This window comes from Deltaproteobacteria bacterium, assembly GCA_016235345.1.
In the GTDB taxonomy this organism is placed as follows: Bacteria; Desulfobacterota; Desulfobacteria; order Desulfobacterales; family Desulfatibacillaceae; genus JACRLG01.
Genome location: JACRLG010000018.1, coordinates 18,376 through 41,749 on the forward strand (window position 1 = coordinate 18,376; position 23,374 = coordinate 41,749).

Below are 23,374 nucleotides of genomic sequence, written 5' to 3' on the forward strand. Positions count from 1 at the left end.
GTATTGAACCGGTTCTTACATACGCATCAATAATTCATTCACAGGCTCCCATGCAGTCGGCACGCTGCGGGAAGCCTCCATAAAAACCGGCCAGGGCGGAGGGCGGATGCGCATTTCCGGATTTTTAAAAACATGTGTGGCGGTTGCCGCGCTTTTTTTCGCAATGGCCCTTCCCGCAAACGCGAAGCTGGGGCCGATGGCGCTTCCCATGGAAGCGAGGGTGCTTTACGACAACTCCGGCAGCATGTACCCCGGTTACCAGCCGGGAGCCCAAGAAGGCCGGGGCCAGGCCCGCATGTTTCACCAGTACCCGCAGTTTCAGGAATTCCTCAACGGGCTGGTGCGCTCCCAGGCGGACAACGGGGCGTCTTCGGTATCGTTCTGGGCCTTCACCGAACTTATAAGGACCATCGTGGCCGCAGAAGCGCCCATAGGCTCTTTCGACGCTTCAAGCGACCTTTCGGCCATACCCGCAGTTTCGGGGCAGAGAACCTTCCTCACCGAAAACCTGGAAGCATTCACAAGGGACTTCGAGGGGCTTCTGTGGCTCGTGACCGACAATATTGTGGACACCCGGCCCGGCACCGCAGACAACAGGGACGTCCGGGGCTTTTTCCAGTCCCTGAACAACAATCCGGCCTTCAAATCCGTCCACGTGTTCAAGTATCCGTTCATAGCCGACGGGGCCAGCTCGGCGCTTTCCATCTACTGCATCCTGGTCTGCCACAAGGATTTTTCCGAAAAGGAGAGGGAGGAGGACCTTGCTCCCTTTGACGAGCGGATCGGAAAAAGCCTTTCGGTTTTTCCCCGGGGATCGAGCTACTTGAAGCTGAAGGATTTAAGCGTCGGCATGGTTAAGCTCAAAACCGACGCAGTGAAGGTCAACGTGACAAAAATCCCCGACGGGTTTTTCGGCGAGAACAGAAAGGTGAGCGTAGATCTTACGGGAATCATAGAGAGCCGTCTCACCCAGCACCGCATCATCCAGGGTGTCTGCTCGGTGGCGGTGGTGGAGGATTTCGTTCCGGTCAAAACCTCGGCCAGGGTGAAAATAAGGCCCATAGGGAGCGGGAATTTCTCCACACAGCCCTCCGTCATGCCCCTAAGCGAGATGGAGCCGCGCGGAACCCAGCCCATAAAGGTGAACGTAAGCTCGGTCCGGCCCGTGAAAATCGGGACCGTGGGCTTTTTCGGCTGGCTCAAGTCCGCCTTCGGCCTGAGGGCCTGCTACAGCGGCAAGGTCGAGATAAGGCTCGACGACGTGAGGGTGAGGCTTTCCGATGAAAGGCTCTCCGGCATCTGGGGCATAGAGCACGCGGGCGAGGTTTTCGATTTCGACCGGGAACAGGAGATCACCAACATAAACCCCGGTTACACCTACGTGGATTTCTGCCTTGAAACCGGAAGCGGCAAGGGGCTTTTTCTCATCGCCCTTCTCATCCTGTTTCTGATCGTCGGTTTTTTCGCGGCCCGCTCCGTTATGGGCGGCAAAAGGGCCGTGTTCATAATCCGAAAGCCCGACGGAGACCAGATGGTGAGCCTGGGGGCCATAGGTTCCGCGCCGGTGGATTACCGGGGAAGGGCCATCGGAAGGGTGTCGCGGAATCCGAAAAGCGGCGTGGTCTATAAGGCCAACAGCACGGTATCCTCCATCAGGGAAAGCGACGATTCCTGGCTCGTGACGCCCAACGACGCCACCGGGGAGTTTCTCCTTCGCATAGAGCGCGACTGGGGCGAAGGGGAGGGCGGAGACGACGACGCCACCATAATCAGGCCCACGGGCGGGCCTCGGCCCCCCAAAAGAAGGGGCGGCGGACCCGGCCCGGATTCCGGCGGTGGCCCCCCTTCGGTGCCGCTTCCGTTTTGAGGTTTCCCTGTAAGGCCGTTTTTTCGTCCGTGGCGGCGCGGAAAGCGATGCGGACGTATGGTTTTGATGGTTTCGACCAAATATTACGACTGGTTACAAGGAGATCGGTTATGCGGATTTTCACCCTGAGCATGGTTTTTCTGGCCCTTGTTTGCGGGCTATCGGCCGGATTTACGATGATGGCTCCTTTCGGCGAGGGCTCATTATGCGGAATTTCCGCAGCCGTGGCAGATCAGGCCGTCGTGGCCCCCGCAGAGCCCCAGGCAGCCGGGGCAAGCCTTGCGGCCCCCAAAAACTGGGTGTTCAGATGGGGCATTTTCCTGGCGGTCCTGGCGGCCATCTGGTTCCTTTTTTACACGATCGTATATCCCTACATTGTTCAGTATTACGCCTTCGATTACGCGGACAGCCTTTTCTGGACCATGTCCGTGCTCTATTCCCTGGGATGGATTTCCTTCAGCCTTTACGTGGTTTTCGGGGTCTGGGAGGTCTGGCCCTGGGCCCGGTGGGTGTCGCTCTTTCTCTCCGGCCTGTGGCTCATCTGGTTCCTCGCCGTGATTTTCAGATCGGACGTCTACCACAAGTATTAGGGGCTGTTTCCAAAAAAACTTTTGCAAACGGTAGCGCCTTCATCCCCGCCGACTTTATTGCGCTTCTTGCGGAATACGTTAAGTATGCCGCAAGGAGACGCGCCTTGTCGGCGGGGCGAAATCGCAACCTTAAGTGCGACAAATTTTTTTGGAAACAGCCCCTAAAAACCCGGCCAGCTTGCCGACCATTGAACCGGGCAGGCCTTTTGCTTTTTGATGATCGATTTTTTTTGATGATCAATTTTCGATAAAGTTGCGGACATCAAGGAGATCCGTCCATGGCAATGAGACTTTTACGGGGTGATCAGCCGCCGACGCAGCAGGATTACGTACAGCTTGGAAAAACCCTCCTGATCGGCCTGGGGGGCACGGGCAAGGAGGTGCTTTTAAGGTTCCGGCGGCTGGTGGTGGAAAAGTTCGGCAGCCTGGACGCCCTTCCATGCATCCAATATATCTGCATAGATACGGACAACACAGAGGACGCCCGCAAGGAATACGACCGGACCATCCTGGACGATCCCCTTTACAGGAAGATTAAGTTCAACAACGTGGAGAGGGTCGATCTGGCCCTTCCGGGCGGAATCGGCAATTACATCAAAAACATCAACAACTATCCCCATATAAAGACCTGGCTCAACACCCAGGGCAACCTGGCCGACCTGGGCGACCTTGGCAAGGGCGCGGGACAGGTGCGCATGGCCTCCCGCCTCGCCTTCTACCACCATTTCGACACCATCGTGGGGGCGCTCCAGAAGGCCGAGGGCGCGCTGGCCGATCCCAACGTGGGAAAGACCCTGGAAGGCCAGGGCCTTGGGGAGGATTACAACCCGAACCTTAAGGACGCCTACATAATATGCTCCTTAGGCGGCGGCACCGGGGCGGGCGTCTTTCTGGACACGGCCTATCTCGTAGCGCAGATGTATTCCGACTACCACCGGACCGGGATGCTTTTCCTGCCCTCCTTCTTCACCGGCTATTCGGGAAGCAAGAGGATAATGGCCAACGGCTACGCGGCCTTGAAGGAGCTCAACCACTACTCCTTCGCCAACAGGTTCATCCTCCCCACGAGGCAGAACCCCGCCAACATGGGGCCTCCCCCCTTCAACGAAACCTACCTTCTGGAAAGCCAGAACGAGGTGGGCGAAGGGGTGGGAACGGCGGGCAAGGAATACGCCATGTACCAGATGGTGGCGGAAATCCTCGCACAGATTTTCTCCCAGGGGGCTTTTTCCGGCAAGCAGCGGGCCATAAGGGTCAATTTGCAGAATTTCGTCAACGACGTTTTTCTGCACACCGTGGCTGGCTCCGACGGCTCCCAGGTGGCCGTGGGCGAGGAGGAGAGCTACTCCACGCGCTTCTGCTCCTTCGGCATGTCCTCCATCAGCTTTCCCACCGACAGGCTGCACTGGGCCGCGTCCTGCCGCATGGCCCAGGATATCCTGGACATCTGGCAGAAAGAGCAGCACGGCGATATTTTGAAGGTCCTTTTCACCGATTTTTTAAGCGAAGCGCCCGTCGTCTTCGCCCAGGGGACCTACACCAGGCCGGACACAAGGGAGAGGAAGGTCTGGAACCAGCTGAACGACGAGCTTCTGATGTACGAGAGGAGCAACGCCGAGCGCTTCCCCGCCTACGTATGGCGCGAGTGCCTCTCCCTTCGCTCGAAGCTGGACAGCGCCCCCTACGGGCAGAAATCCGGCATCCTTAACGCGGCCCTCAGGGACTGGGACCTGAAGCTGGCGGGGGAGGGCGAGGCTGACCGGAAAAAATGGGGCCAGGACCTAAGGAGGCTTGAGGACAATCTTTCCATTTACGCCGACAAGGTGAAGGAAGGCATAAGGGCCAGGGCCCTTGCGCTTCAGGATGACAACGAAAAGGGCGTGGCCTACGTTCTGGACATCTTAAGGGAGCTTAAAAGCCTTCTCAAAAATCCCAACTACGGCTACCTTCCCTATTACGTCGCAGAGGAGCCCAGGCAGGACGCCAACATACAGCAGGCGAACTCAAGGCTTTCCGCCCTTATCGACGATCTGGGCCGAGTGGAAAAGGACATCTTCCACAAAAAGGAAAAGACCGCAGTTTGCCTTGGTAAGCTGGTGACCCGCGACAGCAGGGACCCCGGGCATCTCTACAACTACGTAATGGCGCGGGTGATGCGGCAGGCGGCCAAGCGCGGCCAGCGCCTGTGCGAGGAGATAGACAGGTTCCTCGGAGTCGACGCCATAGTGGAGAAGGACTCGCCCAATTACGGCCTTATCGCCGAGTACCGCACTGTTTTCGCCGACCTGGACGAACTGAAGGCCAACTTGAAGAAAAGGGAGGATTATTTCATTTCGAGCCGGGAATACGGCAACCACCGCGACCTGTACCGTGAGGGTGACGTGGACGCCTGGTACGACAGGTGGATGGGGGAGGGGGAGGCCAGGAAGGCCAGGCTGGTTTCAACCGGGGCCTCCATGCTGGACGCGGTGTTTCACGCGGAATCCGTGCCCCATGCCTTAAATTACATAAGGCAGACCTCCCTCGAAACCATTGAGGATCAGGTTACTGGCTTCTGCCACGCCATATTCAAAAGCCACCCGGTCCAGCCCTCGGCCTTGGACATGTTTTTCGACGACAAGAGGGTCTCGGACGCCGAGCGCAAGTCCATAATCCAGACCATGTACCGAAGGGCCCGGCCCTGGCTCAGGCAGTCGGACAAGATCGGCCACGCCCTGTTTTCCGTGGGCAACGATCAGAAGCCCTGCCTCATCGGCCTAGATACCGAATCCTCGCCCGTCAGAACCGAGCAGTTCAGGAAACTGCTTTCCGGTGTGGTGCATCCCGGCGACCCGCCCCACGCCTTCATCAACATAGGCACCCCCAAGAAGGGGGCCATAGTCTTTTACAACGAGCTTGCGGGCGTCACCGCCTTTTATCCCACAAGCGTCACCCAGACGCTCGGCATGAAGGAGTGCTACGAGGCCTTCTGGAAAAACCCGGACGAGCCGGGATTCGGCAGAAGCGCTGATCTTCACACGGACAAGAACCGCTTCAAGTTCTCGGACATCATTCCCAAGACCGACGAGGAAGTGCGCAAGAACATCGAGGGCGTGCGCGATTTCATGAGGGCGTGGCTTTTGGGGATACTCTCGGTGACGGACGGGGGAGACGAGAAGAATCACAGCCATTACAACCAGTTCGGCTACATCATCATGAACGGCCCCTGGGAGAAGAAGATTTCCTTAGGCTCCGAAAATCATTCCCTGGACATCATTTACGGAGACAGGCGCCCCGCCCACGAGACCCACAGGCAGGTGCTTCTGGGGCAGGTGGAGGAGGCCCTGGGAATGGTCCAGACAAAGGGATGGCTTCCAGCCTACCTTCTGCTCATCGACTTTTTCAAGACCCATTTTTATCCGCCCAAACAGGTTGACTGCGGGATCGAGGGCCAGCCTCCGCTCACCAGGTATTCCCTGCAATATCTGGTTCTTGAAAACGAGGAAAACCGCGTTTTGGACGAGTTCACCCCGAGCCGGGAGGAAAAGGAGCGCCTGAGCCGGGAATTTCTGGCGCTTAGGGGAAAGCCCACGGCCCAGGCCCTCACCTTCGAGGAGTACGAGGAGGCGCTTCGGCCCTTCACCAGGCCGGCGGGCAAGTTCCTGGCCCACATCAGGACCTCGGCGGGCGTGGGCAAAATGTATCGCTCCATGCCAGCCCTTGACCTTAAGGCGGAAGAGCCCGATGCCGCCTGGCCCTCAGCGCCCAAGGCAGAGCCGGTTCAGGCCGCAACGAGCGCCGTTGCACAAAATCCCGAAATGGCACATGCCCCGGAAAAAGCGGCCTCACCGGCTCCCTCCGCCGACGTGGCGACAAGGCCCTGCCCCTCATGCGGAAAACCGATACCGGCCAGTTCCATCTTTTGCAGGTTCGAGAAGAAGATAGTGGCGGAGCATGTGAAATGCATGGCCTGCGGAGCGGAGACCCCGAACGATGCCCGCGAATGCGCAAAATGCGGTGGAAACGCCTGGGTGGAGGACGTGGAATGCCCCATGTGCAAGAACATGGGCGCGGGCTTTCCATGCCATGTCTGCGGTTACGAGCCTGAAGAAGAAGCAGCAAACGTGGGTAGCGTTGACTCCCGGCCCGCAGACGCCCCCGGCGCGGACGCTTCCGACGCCCCGACCAGCGCGGGGGGGACGGATGCCCTTCAGGAAGACCCGAAGGACAGGTGCCCGGTGTGCCAGAATCCGCTTTCGCCCGGCCAGGCCGTCTGCCCTGCCTGCGGAACCGTGATCTGAAGCCGGTTCGCGGGAAGGCTCGCGGAAGCCTGATTGATCCAATGTTTCTGTAATGTTTTTTGAGGGGCCGCCCGGCCCGTCCAAAAAAGTGGAGACGCCATCATGCAAGCCCAAAGGCCCACCGGAAAGGTGAAACTGTTCCTTTTCCTGCTGTTTTTTATGGGCATCGCCTTAAACCTTTTGGTTCCGGCCCACGAAAAATGGGGAATCCTGGGTTTCCTGCCCTTTTTTTCGGATGAGGCACGGCCGAAAAACCTGGAAAAACATCCCTTTGTGGAATCGGCGAAAAACGGCGTGGTCCTTATCGAAACCTTCTCCACCCAGGCCGGGGTCCAGGGCGGCAGCGGAACCGGCTTCATCGTGCGGCCCGGCTACGTCGCCACCAACGCCCACGTGGCCATGTGCTTAAAGGACGGCAGGGACTTCGTAAACGCCGAAAAAATTTACGTATATTCAAAGGGCGAAAGGCAGGAGGCCGAAATAGAGGGCCTTGGCGCGCCCAACGGGTCCAGCCAGGACATGGCGGTCCTGAAAATTCGGGACACCTCTATGGCCCCGCTCAAACTGGCCGATTCGTCCAAATACCAGGGCGTCAGCGGCGAGCAGGTTCTGACAATCGGCTTTCCCTTTGTGGATGATCTCACGGAAAAGGACAAGCCCATGGTGTCATCCGCAGGAAGCCTCAACTACAACGGCCCTGCGGGCCTTTTCTATCCTTCGGGCACCAATTTCAACCACGGGAACAGCGGCGGGCCGGTCTTTCTGACTTCCACCGGCCTTGTGGTGGGGCTCGTGGTGTCCTACAGGCCGGTATCCAGGGATGGTGTGGAGATACGCTCCGTTGACTGCGTGATCCCCATCAACACCTACAAGGCCTTTTTCAGGGACAAGACCGGTCAGCAGTTGGGCTGAGAGCCAGGGGGTAAAGATGGGTCGCAACAAGGGCGTGTTTTATTTCGTGATGTTTCTTGCGCTTATGGGTGTGGGGTTGAACGCGCTTCCCCTTTTTCTGACGCCGCCGGGAAGCGTGCTTGTTACGCTTAAAGACGCGGCCTTTTCCACCGACCTTGGGGGAAGGGAGATGGCCCTTTTTTCCGCCGACGATAAAATTTCCGCAACGGGCGTCATAAACCTTGAAAACGGAAAATTCAGGTGCCTTCTCGCCAACATCAGAGCGGGCGAGCAGGCCCTGATCGTAAAGGTCGCCGGTTTTGAAAAAAGCGCTCCGCAGAAGATCGAGGTGCCGTCCTTGGGCCTTGCGGAACTTTCCGTTTCGCTAACCCCCGACTTTGGAAGGCTTCTGGTGAAACCCGTGGACGCAAGGGTCCAGGGCCGGGTGGTGGACGGCGCGGCCATAAGGCTGAAGGATAGGGACGTCACGTTCACGGCCCTGGAAAACGGTTTCAGGCAGGTTGATATCGGAGCCGGAAATTACCTCGTGAACGTCACGGCCCAGGGTTACTGCGACCAGGAAAGGCAGGCCGTGGTGAAAAAGGGCAGGGTGACCGAGCTTGTCGCGCCGCTTTCCCCGGAACTCGACCCAAGCCGGGAAAGAATGAGGATCATGCTGGACTGGGGGCCCGATCCCAGGGACCTGGACTCCCATCTTCTCATGCAGCGGCATTCCGAGATACAGGGAAAGGGCTGGGTTTACTTCGCCAACAAGAAGGTGAGCTTAAAGAACGGAAAACTCCTGGCCATGCTGGACGTTGACAACACCAACTCCGAAGGGGTCGAAACCATAACGGTTTTCACGCCTCTGGCCTATACCACCCATTACGCCGTGCATCTTTTCGCGGGCCAGGGAAGCATTGCCGCTTCGGACGCCACCGTGGAGGTGGTCTCGGCAGGTTGCAGAAAGGAGACCTTCCGGCCTCCCGCAGGCTGCTCAGGCAGGGTGTGGCACGTTTTCGACCTCACCCCGGACATGAGGATAATTCCCAAGAATGTCTGCATGGAGTCCTTTCCCAAGGACTGGCAGATAAGGGCCACCAAAAAGGACGAGGATGACGCCGGGAGCGCCTCCCCGGCACCTGCAGCCGCCGCGCCCGCCACCGAAGGCCGCAGGCCGTAAGGTATAATTGCAGCCGCTCAAAGCACCGGGGCGGGGAAGTCGCCCCGGCCCCTCTGACGGCCACTTGAAGTTTTTTTCAGGAAGGGCTAATTAGAACCCGGCTTTCATGAAATCGAAGATTCCATAAAACAGTCAACGCCGAGATTTTGCCGGGCGCTCCATACAGGTAAACGCCATGCCCAACGTCAACATGTGCTGCCGGAATGCTTCGTGCAGCCAGTATAAGGAAGTCCATTCGCTTCCATCGGAAGACCCCTTTTTCTGCACCTCCTGCGGAAGCCGCCTCCTGCCCGCTTCCGAGCCGGAACCAGCGCCCGTTTTCCTGCCCCTGGTATGCAACAACCCTTACTGCTCCGATTACGAGTTGGTGCGCCCACGGTCATCGAGTTCCGCAGCCTTTTGCAGCAAATGCGGAGGTCGGCTTGGGACCCCCGCGCCCAAGGAGTCCGGTTCCGAAAGCGCCGATGGCTGGTCGCCCGAAGAGCCCGGCAAAGGGTATGTTTACGATGGGGACGAATCCGCCCCAAAGGGGAAAAGTTACCGATTCGCCGTTCTCACCGCCTTTTTCCTTTTCGCCTGCATATTGTTGGCGGGCGTGGTGGCCTATCTTGCCGGGGTGGGGAAAAGGGACGGGCGAAATGAGCCCATGATTCCGTATTCCGCAGGGGAAAATTCTGTGGATGCCAGGGCGGGGGGGTTGGAACAGGCCCCCACGCCCTCTTCCGAAACCGTGAACGACGAGGCGGCGATACGTGAAATCGTCATGCGATACCCGGAAATAAAGCGCATGGGGACGAGCGATCTGAACGACAGCGTGTGGGACGGGATACTGGTGTATCCCATTCTGGAAAAGCAGAAACGCTCCACATGCTGGCTCAGAAAGCACGATCAGAGGTACGTGTTCGGCAGGCAGGACGTTAGCATAGGAAGCGTGGTGCAGTACGGCGACACGGCCACCGTGACAGCGGTTATAACCGAATCCCTTGGCCGGTACCGCATGAACGGGTCCACCATAAGGCCCATGAAGGAATCCACCTATCAGGCCGCCTACAGGCTTAAAAAGGTCAACGGCTCGTGGTACATTTCCTGCCTGGAGGCCCTCAAGCCAGGGGACCCTCTTGATTGCGACGAAAACAGCATAATAGGGGAGATGGAAAAGCAGGACATGGCCGGTGAAAACGCATGTCTGTCTCCCTGAATCGGGCCGCCTGCCCTAAAAAGCCGACTGACTATCATATACCGGATATCCGGTTTTTAAGCGGGTGATTTCCGTTCTTCCGCACAGGTCCCCAACAGCCCGTTGAAAAGGCTTCAGGAGACTACCCACACGGCCTGTGGCCCGGATTCCCTCATCACCCGCGCGGACACGCTTCCGAACATGAATTCCTCCTTTCTGCTCACTCCCCTTCTGCCCACCACCACAGTAAGGTAGCCGCCCTCGTGCTTTTCCTTCAAAATGACGTCCGCCGCCGTCTGGGGCGCTGTGAAAACGGCAACCTTAGTCCTGATTCTTTCCTTGGGAAGCCCGGCGTCGGCCAAAAGGCCGGCCAGCCCCGAAACCAGGGCCTGTCCCTTTTGCCGCCTTTCTTCAAGGATCAGGGAGCGGGCCTTGGGGTCCCGCTCAGCGTCCTCTTCCGGGCTTCTTATGGCGTTTAGGATGGTGACTGCGATTTCGGGATGGTTTCCCACCATGCGGGCCGCATACATGACCGCCCTTTCGGCGTTTTCGGAATGATCCACTGCTATCAGCATGATGTTTTCCTTTCGCTGAATTTGATGGGCAGTCCCTGCCTGGATTTATTCACGGCCCTTTATGGGTGATCGAACGCGCAATTGATAAATCGATGCTCTGTCATGAAACAGAAACCGATTTCAGGGCTTTTTCGGCCAGGGCGGATATCTTTTTCAACCTGCCCGGAAGGCGTTTCAAAAGCCCTGTGCGGGAAAAATCCCTTCCGGGTTCCAGGGCGTCCCGAAAAGGCAGGCCGAAAAAAAGGTTGGCGGAATAATTGGCCAGGCGCATCATCCGCAGAATTTTTTTTATGTCGGCCCGCTCCTTTTTGGAATAGGCCGTCTCGTATGCGAAAATCTGGGGGCCCTTGGGTTCGCGTCCCCTAAGGGCTGCGAATTTCCGGGCATAGTTCAAGGCCAGCCACTCCTTTTCGGAAAAATCTTGTTTGTCAAGGCTCACCAGCCTTGGGATCTCGTCTTTTTGAAGACCCTGGGACACGCCCAGGGCTGAGTGGAAATTCACTCAGAGGGCGCAATTGTTGGTGGAGGAAAAGGCCAGGATCAGTTTTTCCCGGAAAATCGGGTCCATGCGGCGAAATGTCATCAAAAAGGTGGGGCCGCGAAAAAAATCGAACAGGATTTTTGCGAATTCGGCTGGAGATCTGTAGGTGCGCATCGCTATATCGGACATGGGTGATCCTCTTGGGGTTGTTGAACGTAAATGAACGCTTGTTGCCAGTCTTGAAAGAATAGCCCAAGTCGGCCCTGCCGAAAAGGAAAAATTTTTTGCAAACAGGTCTTAAGACCTTCATACTTTTGACTTGACACAAAGAGGAGCCATAGTGCATTGTGAATCACAATTCGCTATTCCGCCGGAGGCGGAGCGGAAACCGGTTTGACAATATGCGTCAAAAGAGCGTCTTTACAGGTTTCAAGGGCTGTGGTAAAGGTGGTTTCGGGAAAACTTGGCGAACGATCGCTTTTTGAAAGGGATGCCGTGAACACCGAAACTGCCACATTTGCGCAGCGTCTGCGGAAAAAGATGAGGATGGACCGCCTGGCCCGGCAGGTTTACGCGCTGCCAGCCGAGGCGGACGGACCAAGGAAGATCGACAAGGAAGCCATGAGGCTCCTTCTGGCCGAGACTGACCGGAAAATGGAGCGGGCAAGGGACCTTGAGCTTTACACCTCGCTCCTTCCCACGGGCCGCAAGGATATAATGGTCATGGACGGTGATCTTCCGGTTTACAGGAACACCACCGTTGACGAGGTTTTGGTGCACAAAAGCCCTACCGTAAAAGAAATGGTTCACAATTTTGTAAAAATTCTCTACAACGACAAGGCCCTTGTGTCCACCAAGCGCCAGGATACTGTAAACGCGGTTCACAGGGAAATCCTGGATCAGCTCGACCTTTCGTTCACCCAAAAAGACATCGAGGAAATGGGGGCGGAAACCAGGGCCTGCCTTGAAACCGCCGACGCCCCGGCCCTGGTGAAAAATCTGGCGCTCTTCGGGGCTCTTTTGGGCTACAACAAGACCCCCTCCGACGTTTTCGATTCGCCGGGCGTGGAGTCCATGGGCAGGTTCACCCAGAGCCGCGCCAAAACAGCCATTATCGGCCCCTGCGTTTTCTACGTTACGGACAAAAACCGCCTGGGCTTCATCGAAAAGCAGGTGGACCTTGGGGACAAGGACAAGAGGGCGGCCCTTCTTACCGTTGTAGCCGGGTCGGGCAAGGCTGACGCCGAGGGAGCCCACGCCGTGGACGCCCTTGTAAGGGAGGTGGTGAGGGCCTTTGGCCTTGCTCCCGGAAAGAGGGCGGACCTGAAAGACGGAAAAACCATGCTGATCCAGTAAGGGCTTTCCCCGAATCCTGAACCACTTTTTCGGAATTCGTCTATGTACTCTCAAACGTTCGCGGCGAAAGGCCCCGGACGTTTTTAATATCATCCGAAAGGCGAAAAAACCCATGAAGTCGCGTTGCGCGTTGGGGGCCGCCATGCTGGCCCTCGCCCTGGCCCTTGTCGGTTGCGGAAAGTCCGGCGGGGAAAAACCGGAAGATCAGATTGCGGCCCGCCCGCCCGTGGCGGTGGAGGCGGTGGCGGTGAAAGCCTCCGATACCCTGGAAGGCATCGACATCGTAGGCTCGCTTGCGCCGAAGTACGACACCATCGTGAAAAGCGAGTACCAGGGCGTTGTGACGAAGGTGTTCGTGACCGAGTGGGTGAGGGTGAGAAAGGGCGATCTCCTTGCCGAGCTGGACACCAGGGAGGGGCGCGACCAGGTCGAGGCCGTCCGCGCCCAGGTGGGCAGCGCAAGCGCCCAGGAGGCCACCGCCCGCGCCCAGGTTTCGGCTGCAAAAGCCTCTCTGGTCCAGGCGGAAGCCGGGCTTTCCAGGGCCAGGCGTGAGCACGCGAGGCTTACGAATCTCAAGGACGCGGGGCTTGTGACCCAGCAGTCCCTTGACGACGCCAAAACGGCCCTGGAAGTGGCCGAAAGCCAGGTTGAGGCCGCCAGGGCCGGTGTCGAGTCCGCCCAGGCCCAGGTTTCTTCGGCGAAAAGCGGCGTGGTGGCGAACGAGAAATCCCTTGCCCACGCAGAAACCCGGCTTTCCAAGTTTCTCATAAAAAGCCCCATGGACGGGGTGGTGGCCTATCGCGGCGTGAGCCCCGGAGACCTTGTGGGTGACCCGGCCTCCCCCAAGGTGATGTTCCGGATAGTGGACGACTCCTTCCTGGAACTCACCGTGGCTGTTCCGTCAAGACACCTTGCTGAGCTTTCCAGGGGCCAGACCATAATGTTCACCGCAGACGCCTATCCCGGAAGGGAATTCACCGCCACGGTGCGCTTTGTGAACCCCACCGTCAGCGAGACCGACCGGGCGATAAAGGTGCAGGCCGACGTGGACAACAGGCAGGGCGTCCTGAAAGGCGGGCTCTTCGTGAAGGGCAGGATAGTCACCAGCCGGAAGACCGGGGTGCTCCTGGCTCCCAGAATCGCTTTTTCCTCTCTGGACCTCATCACGAAAAAGGGCGAGCTCCTTGTGGCTGAAAACGGAATCGCTAGGAAAAAGGAAGTTCTCGTGGGATCGGTTTACGGCGAAAACATGGAAATAGCCCAGGGGCTTTCTTCCGGCGTTCTGGTCATCACCCGTGGAGGCTACCGCGTGAAGGACGGCGACAAAGTGGCAGTTACGACCCAGCCGGGAGACAAATAAACCGTGCTTATTTCAGATGTCTCATTAAAAAGGCCGATTTTCGCCACAGTCATCATGCTGGCCCTGATGGTGCTGGGCATGTTTTCCTATCGCCGCCTTGCGGTGGACCAGTTTCCCAACGTGGAAATCCCGGTGGTTTCCATCATCACCAAGTATCCGGGGGCGTCTCCCGAAACGGTGGAAAGGGAGGTCACCAAGCGCATCGAGGAGGCGGTCAACCCCATAGCCGGGGTGAAGCACGTATCCTCCTCATCCCTGGAAAACGTTTCCATCATCTACGTGGAATTCAACCTGGAAACCAAGGTCAACGAGGTCATCCAGGACGCCCGCGCCAAGGTTTCCGCCATACGGGGCGAGCTTCCCGGCGACATCGAGGAGCCCATACTGGACAAGCTGGACTTCCAGGCCCTGCCCGTGGCCTCGCTTTCCGTCCAGTCCAAATCCATGAGCCCGGTGGCCCTTTCCACCTTCGTGGAAAAAAAGATAAAGCCGCGCCTGGAAACCATATCAGGCGTGGGCAAGGTGAACCTCGTTGGACTTTCCAAGCGCGAGGTCAACGTAGTCATTGACCGCACCCGGTTGGAATCCCTGGGAATGGGCCTTGACGAGGTCATCAGCGGCCTTCAGAGCGAAAACGTGAACGCGCCCCTAGGCTCACTCAAACGCGGAAACGCCGAGTTTCCCCTTCGCATATCCGGCAAGCCCGAAGACGTTGCCGGTTTCGAGAACATGGTGATCGCCTCCCGTTCGGGCCGGCCCGTCACCCTTGGGGAAATCGCCCGGATCGTCGACGGGATGGAGGAGCCCGACAGCCTTGCAATGGTGAACGGGGTTCCGGCCATCGGCATAGATATATTGAAGCAATCGGGCTCCAACACCGTCGCTTTGGTGGACACCATAAAGAAGATCACCGAAAAGCTGGGCAAGGACCTTCCTGAGGGCGTGGAAGTGAAGCTCGTGCGGGACGGCAGCCAGTTCATCCGGGACTCTGTTTCCGAAGTCGAGCACACAATGGTCCTGGGCGGCATTCTCACCGTCTTCATCGTGTTCTGCTTCCTGAGTTCATGGCGCTCCACCATCATCACCGGCATCACCCTGCCCATTTCGGTCATAAGCTCGTTTTCCGTCATGTATTTCATGGGCATGACCTTAAACATCATGACGCTTATGGCATTATCGCTGGCAATAGGGCTTCTGATAGACGATGCCATTGTCGTGCGGGAAAACATCGTGCGGCATCTTGAACGCGGCAAGGACCACTTCACGGCCAGCCGGGACGGCACGAACGAGATCGGCCTTGCCGTCATGGCCACCACCTTGAGCGTGGTGGCGGTTTTCGTGCCCGTGGCCTTCATGAAGGGCATAATCGGCAAGTTTTTCTTCTCCTTCGGTATTACGGTGGCCTTCGCGGTGCTGGTGTCGCTTCTGGTCTCCTTCACCATGGACCCCATGCTTTCGTCCCGCTGGTTCGACCCGGACATCCACAGGAAGCCGGGAACCGGAAACCTCCTTTACCGGCTCCTGGATTACTTCAACGGGGCCTTTTTCAAGCTGGGCGAGTTCTACAAGAAGGCCATCGGATGGGCCCTGTCCCACCGTGTGTTCATCATGTCGGCGGCCCTTGCCGCCTTTGTGGGGGGCATGTACCTTTTCGGGAATCTGCCCACCTCTTTCAGGCCGGAACAGGACCAGGCCGAGTTTCAGCTTATTTTCACCACCGCGCCCTACGCGTCCCTGGCCGAGACCGAAAACCGGCTGGAGGCCGTGTTAAAGGGCCTGAAGGAATTCCCCGAAGTCACGGAAACCTTCGCCACCATAGGAGCAGGCGACCAGAGCACCGTGCGGGACGCCTCGGTTTACGTGAAACTTACGCCCAAGAATGAACGCAAGCGCAGCCAGCTCGAACTCCAGGACGCAGTGCGCAGGAAAATGGCCACCATCGCGGGCATTGAAATCGATATCAAGGAAGTGGGGGACACAGACAGCAGAAAGCCCGTCATGGTGGGCATAAGGGGCGACAACCTGGAGCAGTTGAAGCTCCTGGCGGCCCAGCTTAAAAAGGAAATGCTCACCATAAACGGCCTTGAGGACGTTTCCGCAACCCTTGAGCAGGAAACCCAGGAAGTGCGTTTCATCGTGGACCGCGAGCGGGCCAGGGCCACGGGCCTTTCCACCGCAGCCATCCTCCGCACGGTTTCGGCCCTGGTGGGCGGTTACGCGGTCACCACTTACGAGGACGAGGACGGCGACGCCGTTGACGTTCGCATACGGCTTCCCGAAAACCAGAGGGAGGACCCCGCCCAGGTTGGCAGCCTCCTCATCACCGTGCCTCAGCAAAAGGGGGAGGTGGCACTTCTGCCCCTTTCCGAGTTCGTGAAGATCGAGCAGAAGCCCACTCCCTCCGAAATCACCCGCTGGGACCTTTCCCGACAGGTCTTTGTTTCCGCCGGGCTCGGCAAGGACATTGCCCTTGGCACCGCAATGGAAAAAGTGAAGGAAAAGGTCAAGCTGCTCGATCTCCCGCCCGGTTACGGCATCATTTACACCGGCGAGGCCGAGGACATGGCGGAATCCTTCGGTTACATGTTCGAGTCCCTGCTTCTGGCCATCGTCTTCGTGTACCTGATTCTTGCGGCCCAGTTCGAGAGCTTCATCGATCCCTTCTCCATCATGTTCTCGCTTCCCCTTTCCATCGTTGGCATGGCGGGAATACTCACTCTCACCGGCGACACCCTTTCCATCATGAGCATGATCGGACTAATCATGCTCATGGGGCTCGTGACCAAAAACGCCATCCTTCTCATCGACTTCGCCAAGCAGATACGAAGGCTGGAAGACCCGTGCAACCCGGCTGAGGGCGAGTGCGTGCGCGACGAAATAAGGCGCGTGCGCAAAAAGGCCCTTGTCATGGCGGGCGGAATAAGGCTTCGGCCCATTCTCATGACCACGCTGGCCATGATCTTCGGAATGCTGCCCCTGGCGCTCGGAATCGGGCCGGGAGCTGAAATGCGCGCCCCCATGGCCAGGGCCGTCATAGGCGGCCTCATAACATCCACCCTGCTTACGCTTATTGTCGTGCCGGTGGTCTATACCCTTTTGGACGATCTGGTCATATTCTACCGCCGCCTGCGCCCGAAAATGAGCGTTGAGGAACAGGCGGAACAACTGCACAAAAAAAGAGGGGAAAAGGTCGGGGCTCACGATTATCCAGAGGCCGGGGCCTGATGAAACAAGCGAAACATGATCCGTTAACCCACGAAAAGCGTGCGAAAATGATATCGATAAAATTGATTCGCGCCCATGGGCTGCGCATGGCCTTGCCGCTGGCCCTGGTTTTTTGTCTTGCAGCACAGGCTTTGGCCGCAGACGCGGCGGACGGCCTTACCCTGGACGCGGCCTGGGAACTCGCTCTTTCCCATAACAAGGACGTTGCGGCGGCCAGGGAATACGCCAAAAAAGTTCGCGGCATCTACGTGGAGGCCCGCGCCACGGCTCTTCCCAAATTCACCTTGCAGGTCGGACACTACCGGGACAGGGACGAGAGCCAGAAGGCGGTGGGCGGCCCGTACATGCCCACCACCCACGCCACTTCAAGCGCCATTCTCTCTGTGGATCAGGTTCTCTTCACATGGGGCCAGGTTGGGGCGGCCATTCGCGGGGCCAAGGTGGGGCTCGCCACCGCAGATGACGAGCTTCGGCTCTATAGGCAGGCGGCTTTGCGGGACGTGGCCGAAGGCTTCTACGACGTGCTCCTGGTCCAGGAGCTTTTTTCCATTGCGAAGGAAAACCTCGCCCAGAAGGAACGCCACAAAGACGCCGCCGAAAAGAGGCTCCGGGCCGGGCTCGCCACGGACTACGACGTACTGGCCGCCAGGGTCGCAGTGGACAATGCCCGCCCGGATGTGATCCGCACCGAAAACGGAGCCGTCACCGCCCGCCAGCGCCTGGCCTTTCTACTTGGAGTTGACGATATCCCGTCAAGGATAGCTGGTTCCCTGGCAGGCTCCCTTGCGGGCCCGGTAACGGAATGCTCCATGACCTGCGACGACGCCTACAAAAAGGCCCTTTCCAACAGGCCGGAACTGGTCGGGCTTTCGCATCAGGCGGAAATGGCCAAGGAATACGTGACGGTGATATCTTCCGCAGACAAGCCAAGGGCGGCCTTGCCCAGGCCCGGCGGGACTACCTCGGTTAGGGAGGCGGCCCAGATAGTGGCCTCCCTGGAAGGCACCGTGTCCCAGGCCGAGCGGCTTTTTTCCATGGCCGAAAAGGGCTTCGACTACGGCGTGAAAACCAGGCTGGACGTCGAGGACGCGCTTCTGGGCCTCATGCAGGCCAAGGGCGGCCTTGCCCAGGCCCGGCGGGACTACCTCGTTGCAAGGGTCAAATTCCTCTGGTCAATGGGCGTGTTGGGAGAGGAATCGAAATAGCGGAGTGAAATTTAAAGCGGTTCGGCGGGCGAAGGGGCGAAAAGGCCTTTTCGCCCGCTTCTTTTAGGGGGCTTGAAAAAAGGCCTTGGGCTGATTATCTTGGTTGGGTCGCTTTTTCAAATTTCTCAGAACGGGGAAAAACATGCATTACGAGGGCAACATCATAAGGCCGCCCAGCGAGGCCGACAGCATCCTTCTTCAGGTCACCGTGGGATGCTCCCACAACAAGTGCACTTTCTGCGGGGCGTACAAGGGCGAACGCTTCAAGATCAAGGACGACTCCATAATAATGGAGGACATCGCCTTTGCGGAGCGCTACTGCAAGCGCCAGGACCGGCTTTTCCTGTGCGACGGCGACGCCCTCATCCTGCCCCAGAAAAGGCTTCTTACCATCCTTTCCGAGATAAAAAGGAAACTCCCCTGGGTGAAACGGGTGGGAACCTACGCCAACGCCAAGGCCCTCAAGATGAAGACTCTGGATGAACTGAAAGAGTTGAAAGCCCACGGCCTTGCGATAGCCTACATGGGCCTTGAAAGCGGGGACGACGAAACCCTCAAAAAAGTCCGCAAGCACGGCGACGCGGCCTTGATGATCGAGCAGGGCCGCAGATGCCGGGAGGCGGGCATAAAGCTTTCCGTCACCGTGCTTCTGGGTCTTGCGGGCAAAGACCGCTCAATGGAGCACGCGAAAGCCACGGGCGAGGTCTTGTCCGCCATAAACCCGGAATACGTGGGCGCGCTCATGCTGATGCTGATACCCGGAACCGAAATGTACACGGATTTTGAAAGGGGGGATTTCGTTCTTCCAGACCAGATGGGTCTCTTGTCGGAACTGGGGGCCATGATCGCAGCCACCAACCTTACCGGCGGCCTTTTCCATGCCAACCACGCCTCCAACTATCTTCCCATAAGGGCCGAGCTTCCAAGGGACAAGGAAAAGACCTTAAAGCTCATCGGCGACGCCTTGGCGGGCAAGGTGGCGCTAAAGCCCGAATGGATGCGGGCCTTGTGATTCGGGCGTCCACAAGCGCGAACTGCGGTGTCAGACATCGCGGCGCGGTCCGCCACGTACGAACATCCTGATTTAGCCCAAGAACTCTGCGATTTCTTGGGCGGGTACGCTTGCTCCCGCGCTGCTCGTGCTCCGTGTTCATCGCTTGTGATCGCCCTGGATGCGGGGAAGCTAAAGGATTTTTGCTTATCTGGGCATTATGCGGCCTTTTTTGCGGCAGAGTTCCTCCTGAAGCTGGTGGAAGCGGATTCGTATCAGTTCCGCGAGATTGGACATCACCGTAAATCCGAGCTTCGGGTCTTCCTCGAAAAGCGCCAGCAGGCATTCGCGGGAGATCGCCACCAGCCTGCACTTTTCCGTGGCGCAGTAGGCGGACAGGCTGTAGATGGGCGAGTGCATCAGGGCCGACCAGCCGAAGGCCTGGCTTTGGCGAACCGTGCTTATGGTGTCCTCCGGGGACGTGGGCCTGTCCGGTACCTCGCTCCGCAGATCAACCCTGCCTTCTTCCACGATGAACATGGTTTCTGCCTTTTCGCCGTCCCGGAAGATTCTGTCACCAGCCTTGCAGAGAATTTCCGAACAGCAAGCCACGATTTTTTCCAGGCTCCCGTCATCCAGGCCATCGAAAATGAGCGTCCGCTGCAGAAAATCCGGGTTGGTCATGGGTTTAATCCTCGTGAATGCTTGTAAAAGCGCCCGGCAGGCAAAATTCCACACTGCCGGGCGCTGTCGCTATTTTTGTGTCATCCCAGAAGGCACGTGCAAAGCCTGATCAAAAACGATGAAATGCAAGGAAGGTGAGCGGCGCGGGAAGGAATAGTACTTTTCGTACATGACGACCCGCGCCGCGAAACCTGACACAGTAGTTCGCGTTTTTGGACAGGCGATTATACTTCCACAGGCTCCTCCGGTGAAAACGCCACGGGATGCTGTTTCAGGTACACCAGCCGGTTAAGGCCGTTGATGAAGGCCTTGGCGCAGGCGGTGACGATGTCCGGGTCCGTGCCCTTGCCAAGGGCGGTTAACCCGTTTTCCGACAGCCTCACCGTAACCTCGCCCTGGGAGTCGGTTCCGGGGTCGATGGCGGCGATGAGGAACTGGGTCAGTTCCGGCTTCATGTTGGTGAGCTTCGAGATCACGTTGAAGGTGGCGTCGATGGGGCCGTTGCCCAAATCAGCCGCCTTCACCTCCAGGCCGTGAACCATCATGGTCATGCTTGCCGCAGGCACCACCTGATGTCCGCACACCACGTAGAGGTTCTTCATCTCGAAGGCTTCCGAGGTCTTTACTATCACTTCCGCCACCAGGTTTTCAAGGTCCGCGTCTGTGACGTACTTTTTCCTGTCCGATAAGTCCTTGAACCGGGTGAAGAGCGTGGCCAGTTCGTCGTTACTGAGCTGGTAGCCCAGATCCTCCAGGTGGCTTCTGAGCGCGTGGCGGCCCGAATGCTTCCCGAGGACCATGCGGTTGCGGTCCAGGCCCACCAGTTCCGGTTTCATTATCTCGTAGGTCATGGGGTTTTTCAAGACCCCGTCCTGGTGTATGCCCGCCTCGTGGGCGAAGGCGTTGGCGCCCACGATGGCCTTGTTGGGCTGTACCAGCATTCCGGTGATGGAGGAAACCCGGCGGGAGGTGGGCACTATCTCGCGGGTTACAATGCTTGTCTCCACCGGAAAACAGCCCTTGCGGGTGAGGATGGACATGACCACTTCTTCAAGGGAGGCGTTTCCGGCCCGCTCGCCTATGCCGTTGATGGTGACCTCCGCCTGGCGCGCGCCCGCCTGGATGGCCGCTAAGGTGTTCGCCGTGGCAAGGCCTAAGTCATTGTGGCAGTGGACCGAGACAACGGCCTTTTCGATCCCCTCGGTGTGGGCGATTATGTAGCTTATGAGCTCGGAAAACTCGTTGGGAACCGCGTAACCCACGGTGTCCGGCACGTTGATGGTGGTGGCTCCGGCGGCGATGACGGCCCCGAAGACCTTGCACAGAAAGTCGCGGTCCGAGCGGGAGGCGTCCTCCGCAGAAAACTCGACGTTGTCGGTGAAACTTTTGGCCAGCTTCACGGCGTCCACGGCCTGGGCTATCACCTGCTCAGGGCTCATCCTGAGCTTGTGAACCATGTGAATGTCGCTGGTGGCGATAAAGGTGTGGATGCGGGGGAACTTGGCGTCCTTAACTGCGGCCCATGCTTTTTCGATGTCGCTTTTTCCGGTGCGGGCGAGAGCCGCCACCTGCGAGCGCTCGCAGCGGGCCGCCACGGCCTTCACCGCCTCGAAATCGCCCTCGGACGCAGCGGGAAAACCGGCCTCTATGACGTCAACCCCAAGGCGCTCCAGGCGAACCGCCACCCGTTCCTTCTCGTTGGTGTTCATGCTCGCGCCGGGTGACTGCTCTCCGTCGCGCAGGGTTGTATCGAACAAAATCAGACGATCCGCCATGACTCAAGTCTCCTTGAAATGAATGTGTTTACGCCTTGATCAAAAAAAGTTGCAAGCACGGGGACTTCAAGTCATTCAAGCACCCTCCGCCGGATGGTTGTAACGAACCTGCCGGCGGCAATTACTCCATTAATGTCCATGACCATATTCCGTGTTAGATGTTACAATCCTCTTGCTGCTGTTCCTGGGGGGATTTCATCAACAGATAATGGAAGCTGTCCGCCAGGGCCTGCCAGCTTGCTTCAATTATATCCTCCGACACCCCTATGGTTTTCCAGGTCTGTTCATGGCTGCCGGATTCGATGAACACCTTGACCTTGGCCGCAGTGCCGTCCCGCCCGTCAATGACTCGCACCTTGAAGTCCTTCAACCTCATGGTATCCAGCGCCTTCGGGTAGAACTTCCACAGGGCCCTTCTTATGGCGTTATCAAGCGCGCCAACGGGGCCGCGTCCTTCGGCTGCGGTGAAGCGCTCCTGGCCGTCCACCGAAAGTTTCACCGTGGCCTCGGCAAAGCAGGGCCGGTCCTTTTCCTTTCTTATGGTGACAAGAAAGGACAGAAGCTCGAAGCGCGGCACGAACTGGCCCACCTTGCGCTTCAGAAAAAGCTCGAAGCTGCCTTCAGCCGCGTCGAACTGGTAGCCCTGGTTTTCCATGCGCTTTATGTCGGTTACGATCTTTTTGACGTCGCTCCCGTTCGCGCCTTCATTAAGATCAATGCCAAGCTCCCAGGCTTTGTACTCCACGTTGCTCTTGCCCGCGAGGTCGGAAACCAGCACCCGCCGCTTGTTTCCAACCAACTCCGGGTTGATGTGTTCATAAGCCTTGGGAGCTTTCATGACGGCGGAGACGTGGACCCCGCCCTTGTGGGCGAAGGCGCTTTCACCCACAAAGGGGCGGTTCTTGCGGGGTATTGTATTGGCCGCTTCGCTCACGAACCTGGAAAGCCTTCGCAGTCCCGCGAGGTTTTCATCCGGTACACAGCGGTAGCCCATTTTTATCTGCAAAATGGGCATGATGCTGGTGAGATCTGCGTTTCCGCAGCGCTCTCCGTAGCCGTTTATGGTGCCCTGCACCATTTTTGCCCCGGCCCGGACACCGGCAATGGTGTTGGCCACGGCAAGGCCGCAGTCGTTGTGTGTGTGGATGCCGATGTCCGTCTTCACGGTGGCCTTAACCACTTTGACGATCAGTTCGATCTCGTGGGGCAGGGTGCCGCCGTTGGTGTCGCAGAGTGTGATGCACCGCGCCCCGCCCTCGGCGGCCTCGATGATTGTTGCAAGGGCGTAGTCGGCGTCGGACTTATAGCCGTCGAAAAAGTGCTCTGCGTCGTAATAGACGGCCATGCCCCGCCTTGCCAGATGGGATACCGAGTCCCGGATCATGGCGAGGTTTTCCTCGCGGGTGTTTTCCATCACGGTTTCAACGTGCAGGTCCCAGCTTTTGCCGAAGATGCAGGCGGCTTTTACCCCGCATTCGGAGATGGCCTTCAAGGTGGCGTCCTTGGACGCCGCTATGCCGGGTTTCCTTGTGCAGCCGAAGGCCACCAGGGTGGAGTTCTGAAAAACGACGCTCCGGGCAAGCTCGAAAAAGCGGTCATCGCGGGGGTTCGCGCCGGGCCAGCCGCCTTCGATGAAATGGATGCCCATTTCATCAAGGCGCTTGGCAACGCGCAGCTTTTCCTCCGCAGAAAAATTGACATCCTCGCCCTGGGTACCGTCCCTTAGCGTTGTGT

Annotated in this window: 17 protein-coding genes; 11 read left to right on the forward strand and 6 right to left on the reverse strand. The window is 58.2% G+C overall.

The genetic code is table 11. The features are described from left to right. Positions 1–106: 106 nt before the first annotated feature. From HZB23_09240 to HZB23_09265, 6 genes are all read left to right on the forward strand, one after another. The gene (locus tag HZB23_09240) at positions 107–1,867 is read left to right on the forward strand and encodes a hypothetical protein (GenBank protein MBI5844836.1); all 1,761 of its coding nucleotides are present in this window, start codon (positions 107–109) and stop codon (positions 1,865–1,867) included. Positions 1,868–1,977: 110 nt separating this feature from the next. Beyond that, the gene (locus tag HZB23_09245; GenBank protein MBI5844837.1) at positions 1,978–2,457 is read left to right on the forward strand and encodes a hypothetical protein; all 480 of its coding nucleotides are present in this window, start codon (positions 1,978–1,980) and stop codon (positions 2,455–2,457) included. Between the two features lie 278 nt (positions 2,458–2,735). After that, on the forward strand, positions 2,736–6,737 hold the full coding sequence (locus tag HZB23_09250) for a hypothetical protein (protein ID MBI5844838.1): 4,002 nt from the start codon (positions 2,736–2,738) through the stop codon (positions 6,735–6,737). Between the two features lie 102 nt (positions 6,738–6,839). Next, the gene (locus HZB23_09255; protein MBI5844839.1) at positions 6,840–7,649 is read left to right on the forward strand and encodes a trypsin-like peptidase domain-containing protein; all 810 of its coding nucleotides are present in this window, start codon (positions 6,840–6,842) and stop codon (positions 7,647–7,649) included. 16 nt (positions 7,650–7,665) lie between these two features. Then, the gene (locus tag HZB23_09260; GenBank protein ID MBI5844840.1) at positions 7,666–8,811 is read left to right on the forward strand and encodes a carboxypeptidase regulatory-like domain-containing protein; all 1,146 of its coding nucleotides are present in this window, start codon (positions 7,666–7,668) and stop codon (positions 8,809–8,811) included. A gap of 175 nt (positions 8,812–8,986) precedes the next feature. Beyond that, positions 8,987–10,009, forward strand: a complete 1,023-nt coding sequence (locus HZB23_09265) for a DUF4101 domain-containing protein (GenBank protein MBI5844841.1) — start codon at positions 8,987–8,989, stop codon at positions 10,007–10,009. A gap of 113 nt (positions 10,010–10,122) precedes the next feature. Here HZB23_09265 and HZB23_09270 read toward each other — a convergent pair whose 3' ends face one another. The 3 genes from HZB23_09270 to HZB23_09280 form a co-directional block, all read right to left on the reverse strand. Next, positions 10,123–10,563 (reverse strand): universal stress protein, encoded by a 441-nt coding sequence (locus HZB23_09270; protein MBI5844842.1) that lies wholly within the window; start codon positions 10,561–10,563, stop codon positions 10,123–10,125. 100 nt (positions 10,564–10,663) lie between these two features. Then, positions 10,664–11,065, reverse strand: coding sequence for a hypothetical protein (locus HZB23_09275; GenBank protein ID MBI5844843.1), 402 nt, complete (start codon positions 11,063–11,065; stop codon positions 10,664–10,666). Then, on the reverse strand, positions 11,066–11,233 hold the full coding sequence (locus HZB23_09280; GenBank protein MBI5844844.1) for a hypothetical protein: 168 nt from the start codon (positions 11,231–11,233) through the stop codon (positions 11,066–11,068). 306 nt (positions 11,234–11,539) lie between these two features. On the opposite strand from HZB23_09280, the gene HZB23_09285 reads away from it, so the two are divergent. From HZB23_09285 to HZB23_09305, 5 genes are all read left to right on the forward strand, one after another. Next, entirely contained in the window at positions 11,540–12,400 is an 861-nt protein-coding gene (locus HZB23_09285; GenBank protein ID MBI5844845.1) for a hypothetical protein, read from the forward strand. Between the two features lie 112 nt (positions 12,401–12,512). Then, positions 12,513–13,760: an efflux RND transporter periplasmic adaptor subunit gene (locus HZB23_09290; protein ID MBI5844846.1), complete on the forward strand. Its 1,248-nt coding sequence runs from the start codon at positions 12,513–12,515 to the stop codon at positions 13,758–13,760. A gap of 3 nt (positions 13,761–13,763) precedes the next feature. Beyond that, positions 13,764–16,985, forward strand: coding sequence for an efflux RND transporter permease subunit (locus HZB23_09295; protein ID MBI5844847.1), 3,222 nt, complete (start codon positions 13,764–13,766; stop codon positions 16,983–16,985). A gap of 47 nt (positions 16,986–17,032) precedes the next feature. Next, the gene (locus HZB23_09300) at positions 17,033–18,190 is read left to right on the forward strand and encodes a TolC family protein (protein MBI5844848.1); all 1,158 of its coding nucleotides are present in this window, start codon (positions 17,033–17,035) and stop codon (positions 18,188–18,190) included. A 142-nt stretch (positions 18,191–18,332) separates the two neighbouring features. Beyond that, positions 18,333–19,202: a radical SAM protein gene (locus HZB23_09305; GenBank protein ID MBI5844849.1), complete on the forward strand. Its 870-nt coding sequence runs from the start codon at positions 18,333–18,335 to the stop codon at positions 19,200–19,202. A 186-nt stretch (positions 19,203–19,388) separates the two neighbouring features. On the opposite strand, the gene HZB23_09310 is transcribed toward HZB23_09305, so the two are convergent. From HZB23_09310 to HZB23_09320, 3 genes are all read right to left on the reverse strand, one after another. Further along, positions 19,389–19,865 (reverse strand): cyclic nucleotide-binding domain-containing protein, encoded by a 477-nt coding sequence (locus HZB23_09310; GenBank protein MBI5844850.1) that lies wholly within the window; start codon positions 19,863–19,865, stop codon positions 19,389–19,391. A gap of 224 nt (positions 19,866–20,089) precedes the next feature. After that, positions 20,090–21,640 (reverse strand): 2-isopropylmalate synthase, encoded by a 1,551-nt coding sequence (locus HZB23_09315; GenBank protein ID MBI5844851.1) that lies wholly within the window; start codon positions 21,638–21,640, stop codon positions 20,090–20,092. A 154-nt stretch (positions 21,641–21,794) separates the two neighbouring features. Continuing rightward, on the reverse strand, positions 21,795–23,374 hold a 1,580-nt coding region (locus HZB23_09320), incomplete at its 5' end, for a citramalate synthase (protein ID MBI5844852.1).

Bases quoted from the DNA above. Each gene is read 5' to 3' on its own strand.
- HZB23_09305 (MBI5844849.1), top strand. From the start codon at position 18,333: ATGCATTACGAGGGCAACATCATAAGGCCGCCCAGCGAGGCCGACAGC.
- HZB23_09245 (MBI5844837.1), top strand. From the start codon at position 1,978: ATGCGGATTTTCACCCTGAGCATGGTTTTTCTGGCCCTTGTTTGCGGG.
- HZB23_09280 (MBI5844844.1), bottom strand. From the start codon at position 11,233: ATGTCCGATATAGCGATGCGCACCTACAGATCTCCAGCCGAATTCGCA.
- HZB23_09255 (MBI5844839.1), top strand. From the start codon at position 6,840: ATGCAAGCCCAAAGGCCCACCGGAAAGGTGAAACTGTTCCTTTTCCTG.
- HZB23_09260 (MBI5844840.1), top strand. From the start codon at position 7,666: ATGGGTCGCAACAAGGGCGTGTTTTATTTCGTGATGTTTCTTGCGCTT.
- HZB23_09270 (MBI5844842.1), bottom strand. From the start codon at position 10,563: ATGCTGATAGCAGTGGATCATTCCGAAAACGCCGAAAGGGCGGTCATG.
- HZB23_09290 (MBI5844846.1), top strand. From the start codon at position 12,513: ATGAAGTCGCGTTGCGCGTTGGGGGCCGCCATGCTGGCCCTCGCCCTG.
- HZB23_09265 (MBI5844841.1), top strand. From the start codon at position 8,987: ATGCCCAACGTCAACATGTGCTGCCGGAATGCTTCGTGCAGCCAGTAT.
- HZB23_09240 (MBI5844836.1), top strand. From the start codon at position 107: ATGCGCATTTCCGGATTTTTAAAAACATGTGTGGCGGTTGCCGCGCTT.
- HZB23_09300 (MBI5844848.1), top strand. From the start codon at position 17,033: ATGATATCGATAAAATTGATTCGCGCCCATGGGCTGCGCATGGCCTTG.
- HZB23_09310 (MBI5844850.1), bottom strand. From the start codon at position 19,865: ATGACCAACCCGGATTTTCTGCAGCGGACGCTCATTTTCGATGGCCTG.
- HZB23_09250 (MBI5844838.1), top strand. From the start codon at position 2,736: ATGGCAATGAGACTTTTACGGGGTGATCAGCCGCCGACGCAGCAGGAT.
- HZB23_09315 (MBI5844851.1), bottom strand. From the start codon at position 21,640: ATGGCGGATCGTCTGATTTTGTTCGATACAACCCTGCGCGACGGAGAG.